This window comes from Stenotrophomonas bentonitica (assembly GCF_013185915.1).
GTDB classification, from domain to species: Bacteria; Pseudomonadota; Gammaproteobacteria; order Xanthomonadales; family Xanthomonadaceae; genus Stenotrophomonas; species Stenotrophomonas bentonitica.
In genome coordinates this window covers 1-3551 of record NZ_JAAZUH010000009.1, presented here as the reverse complement: position 1 = coordinate 3551, position 3551 = coordinate 1, and the positions used below count along the sequence as shown (strand labels likewise).

The window sequence follows — 3551 nt, the reverse complement described above, 5'->3', positions numbered from 1 at the left end:
ACTCTCCTGAACGCCAAACCCTGGTGGTGAACCTGACACCTGGGCGGGAAAATCGAGTGTCTCAGCCGGCTTGATGGCGCTTCCGCGGTGCGATACTTGGCCTCATGCGGTTAAAACGCCTATCCGTCTGCATGCATCGAGGGTTGACCCTAGTTCGAGATCGACGAGATTGCCGTCCTTGACGCGGTATTCGCGGTCATAGCCTTTGGCGATGAATGACTGGACTGCTTCTAGAACGTCGGTCACCTGGGAGGTCATGGAAGCACCTTCATCTTGAACTGGATTGGACACGCTCGCGCACAAAGCGCGCTGTGACTCGGCGGACGGAGAAGCTCGCGAAGTGCGTTACTCATAGCCACTTGGCCTTCTTGAAGCGCATGAATAGGAGAAGGCAGAACACCGCTATCACTCCGAGCACGACGAAGTAGCCATATGGCGTGTCCAGTTCCGGCATGTGCTTGAAGTTCATGCCATATATTCCGGCGATCGCCGTCGGGACCGCCAAGATCGCCGCCCAGGCCGCGAGCTGGCGAGTGACCACACCGATCCTTTGCGCTTCCAGAAGGCTGCTGGCCTCGAAGACCGTGGACAGGACAAGCAGGAGGCCGTCGACCATGGACTGCACGCGGTGGACATGGTCCGCGACGTCGTGGAAATATGGTGTCATTTCGGCGCTGATGCAGGGAAAGTGGCCGCGAACGAGCTTTCGCACCAGCTCGGCCATAGCCCCGAGCGTGCGCTGGAACCGCGTGAGTTCGGACCTTAGTTCGAAGATTCGCGCCACCTCTTCTGGCCCGAGGAAAGCGTGCAGCGACCGTCGCTCCATCGCCAGGACGTCGTCCTCGATCATTTCGAAGATGGGCAGATACTGGTCGACCACTCGGTGCAAGATCGCGTGCAGCACATAGTCGACACCCTTGCCGAACTGCGTCGGCGATGCCTCGAGTTGCTCCCGAAGTTTGCCCAGCGCTCCGGCATTGCCGTGCCGCACGGTGATAAGGTGATTGTGACCGGTGAAGATCGCCATCTTGCCGTAGCTGATCCGGTCGCCGACCAGCTCGGCGGTCTGGGCGACGACGTACAACTCATCGTTGTAGACCTCGAGCTTGGGCGGGCACAGCGGGTGCATGGCGTTGTCGATCGCCAAAGGATGGAGGTTATACGTCGTCTGGATCGCGCTGAGTTCGTCTGCGGTGGGCTCGCTAAGCGCGATCCAGCAGAAGCCCGAGCGATTCTCGTTTAGTTCGACGTGCTCATCGAGCCTGATTTCACGGACTCGCTTACCTTCGTTGTAATAATATGCGGCGATAATGGTCATGCAGGCCTCGCAGGAATTCGCAGGCCACGCTGTACAGCCGGTCGCGCCAGCCCGCGTTCGAGCCATGCCTGCACGTTCGAATAGCTGCTTAGGCCGAGGATGTCGCCCGCTGCGTAGAATTCGACCAGCGCATTCACCCAGCCAAACGTCGCAATGTCCGCGATCGAGTAATCATCGACAATCCATTCGCGGCCCTCCAGCCGGTGATCCAGGACCCCGAGAAGACGCCTGGATTCATCAACAAAGCGCTGCCGAGGTCGCTTGTCCTCATAGTCCTTGCCGGCAAATCGCAGGAAAAAGCCTAGCTGTCCGAAGGTCGGCCCAACGCCCGACACCTGAAAGAACACCCAGGCCAGAGTCTCGTACCGCTGGGCGGGTGTTGTTGAGATGAGCTGCCCCGTCTTGTCGGCCAGATAGATGAGGATCGCACCGGTTTCCCATATGCCAATGGGCTGGCCGTCAGGGCCAGCCGGATCGATGATCGCGGGTATGCGGCCGTTGGGATTCAACGACACGAACGCTGGATCCTTCGACTCGTTGTTCGAGATGTCGACGAAGTGGGGCTCATACGGCAGGCCAGTCTCCTCCAGCATCATCGAGACCTTGACGCCGTTGGGCGTGGGGGCCGCGTATAGTTGCAAGCGATCCGGATAAGATGCTGGCCAGCGCTGCGTGATGGTAAAGGAGGAGAGGTCTGTCATATCTGGATCCTGGCACTGCGACGGCGGCTGAATGGAATGATCTGCTTCAAGGCCGGGTTCGACGACCGCGTCGATTGACGCGGTCGTCGGAGGTTGCGAACCGGATCGGCGCGGCACTAACGGCAGCGAAGCCTATTCCGCTGCAGCCCCGGCCGCAGGGCTCACATCGCCGGCCTCATGCCGCTTTGGAAGAACCCAGTCGGGACGGACGAAGTGGCAGGTGTAGCCGCCCGGCCGCTTCTCCAGATAATCCTGGTGATCGGGCTCGGCCTCCCAGAACTCGCCGACCGGCTGGACCTCGGTCACCACTTTGCCATCCCACAGCCCCGAGGCATCCACATCGGCGATCGTATCCTCGGCGACGCGCTTCTGCTCCTCGTCGACATAATAGATGCCCGACCGGTAGGAGAGCCCACGATCATTGCCCTGGCGGTTCAGCGTCGTCGGATCGTGGATCTGGAAGAAGAATTCCAGGATGTGCCGGTAGCTCGTCACTGTCGGGTCGAAGACAATCTCGATCCCCTCGGCATGCGTGCCGTGATTACGATACGTGGCGTTCGGAATATCGCCGCCCGTGTAACCCACACGGGTCGAGATGATGCCGGGCCGCTTGCGGATCAGATCCTGCATGCCCCAGAAACATCCTCCTGCGAGAACAGCGCGCTGATGCATGTTAAGCCTCCTCTACTTGATCGAGATATTCACCGTATCCCTCGGACTCCATCTCGTCGCGCGGGATGAAGCGAAGGGACGCAGAGTTGATGCAGTAGCGCAGACCGCCGCGGTCGGAAGGACCGTCCGGGAAAACGTGGCCCAGATGGCTGTCGGCGTGTACCGACCTGACCTCCGTCCGGACCATGCCGTGTGCACTGTCCCGCACCTCGTTCACGTTTGCCGGAACGATCGGCTTGGTGAAGCTGGGCCAGCCAGTACCCGAATCGAACTTGTCCGTTGAAGCGAACAGCGGCTCTCCCGACACTATGTCGACGTAGATGCCAGGCTCCTTGTTGTCGTTGTGCTCACCCGTGAAGGGCCTTTCGGTCCCCGAATCCTGGGTAATCCGGCGTTGCTCGGGGGTCAGGCGGTCAACTGCTGCCTGTGACTTCTCAAACTTCATGATAGTCTCCAATAATTAATCTAGAGAGCTCGACACACTGTCATTTATCTTTGCAGTCATTGCGCCGACTATAGCAGTGCGCCCCAGATTTATCCAATACGCTGCGCGTATAGTTTCCATAGCGCCGAAGCTCTTCACGTCGCTGCGGCAAGCAGCGCAGCGAACCCACCAGCGACAAGCGCGGTGCCAAGGTTGATGAGCTGCACCTCACACCGCTGGAGCTGATCGACCGCATTGCCGCCCTGGTACCCCCACCACGCACCCACCGGCACCGCTACTTTGGTGTGCTGGCACCCAACTCGCCGCTCAGGGCTGCGGTGACGGCGCTGGCGACACCGGCGCAAGCCGCTCCCGTGCTGGGCGCGTCGATCAGCACGGGGGAGTGCGCGCCTGGTGTGGTACCGATGAGCAGCGC

5 protein-coding genes and 1 pseudogene are annotated in these 3551 nt (G+C 60.4%); 1 reads left to right on the top strand and 5 read right to left on the bottom strand.

What is annotated here, in order from left to right; genetic code table 11:
- Positions 1-102 precede the first annotated feature (102 nt).
- The 5 genes from HGB51_RS20130 to msrB all read right to left on the bottom strand — a co-directional run bounded on the left by HGB51_RS20130 (position 103) and on the right by msrB (position 3136).
- Entirely contained in the window at positions 103-258 is a 156-nt protein-coding gene (locus tag HGB51_RS20130) for a hypothetical protein (RefSeq protein WP_154583203.1), read from the bottom strand.
- A gap of 91 nt (positions 259-349) precedes the next feature.
- Positions 350-1318: a magnesium and cobalt transport protein CorA gene (locus HGB51_RS20125; protein WP_047290297.1), complete on the bottom strand. Its 969-nt coding sequence runs from the start codon at positions 1316-1318 to the stop codon at positions 350-352.
- The gene (locus HGB51_RS20120; protein WP_053507020.1) at positions 1315-2019 is read right to left on the bottom strand and encodes a glutathione S-transferase N-terminal domain-containing protein; all 705 of its coding nucleotides are present in this window, start codon (positions 2017-2019) and stop codon (positions 1315-1317) included. Before HGB51_RS20120 ends, HGB51_RS20125 begins: the two co-directional genes overlap by 4 nt.
- Before the next feature lie 132 nt (positions 2020-2151).
- A complete protein-coding gene (gene msrA, locus HGB51_RS20115; protein ID WP_004099036.1) occupies positions 2152-2691 on the bottom strand; it encodes a peptide-methionine (S)-S-oxide reductase MsrA in 540 nt (179 codons plus the stop codon).
- A gap of 1 nt (position 2692) precedes the next feature.
- Positions 2693-3136: a peptide-methionine (R)-S-oxide reductase MsrB gene (gene msrB, locus HGB51_RS20110; RefSeq protein WP_004099035.1), complete on the bottom strand. Its 444-nt coding sequence runs from the start codon at positions 3134-3136 to the stop codon at positions 2693-2695.
- A gap of 140 nt (positions 3137-3276) precedes the next feature.
- Here msrB and HGB51_RS20105 point away from each other — a divergent pair.
- Positions 3277-3551, top strand: a pseudogene (locus HGB51_RS20105) (transposase); the annotation flags it as partial.

Excerpts from the sequence above, each read along its gene's own strand:
- HGB51_RS20125 (WP_047290297.1), bottom strand. The coding sequence starts at position 1,318 with ATGACCATTATCGCCGCATATTATTACAACGAAGGTAAGCGAGTCCGT.
- HGB51_RS20120 (WP_053507020.1), bottom strand. The coding sequence starts at position 2,019 with ATGACAGACCTCTCCTCCTTTACCATCACGCAGCGCTGGCCAGCATCT.
- msrB (WP_004099035.1), bottom strand. The coding sequence starts at position 3,136 with ATGAAGTTTGAGAAGTCACAGGCAGCAGTTGACCGCCTGACCCCCGAG.
- HGB51_RS20130 (WP_154583203.1), bottom strand. The coding sequence starts at position 258 with ATGACCTCCCAGGTGACCGACGTTCTAGAAGCAGTCCAGTCATTCATC.
- msrA (WP_004099036.1), bottom strand. The coding sequence starts at position 2,691 with ATGCATCAGCGCGCTGTTCTCGCAGGAGGATGTTTCTGGGGCATGCAG.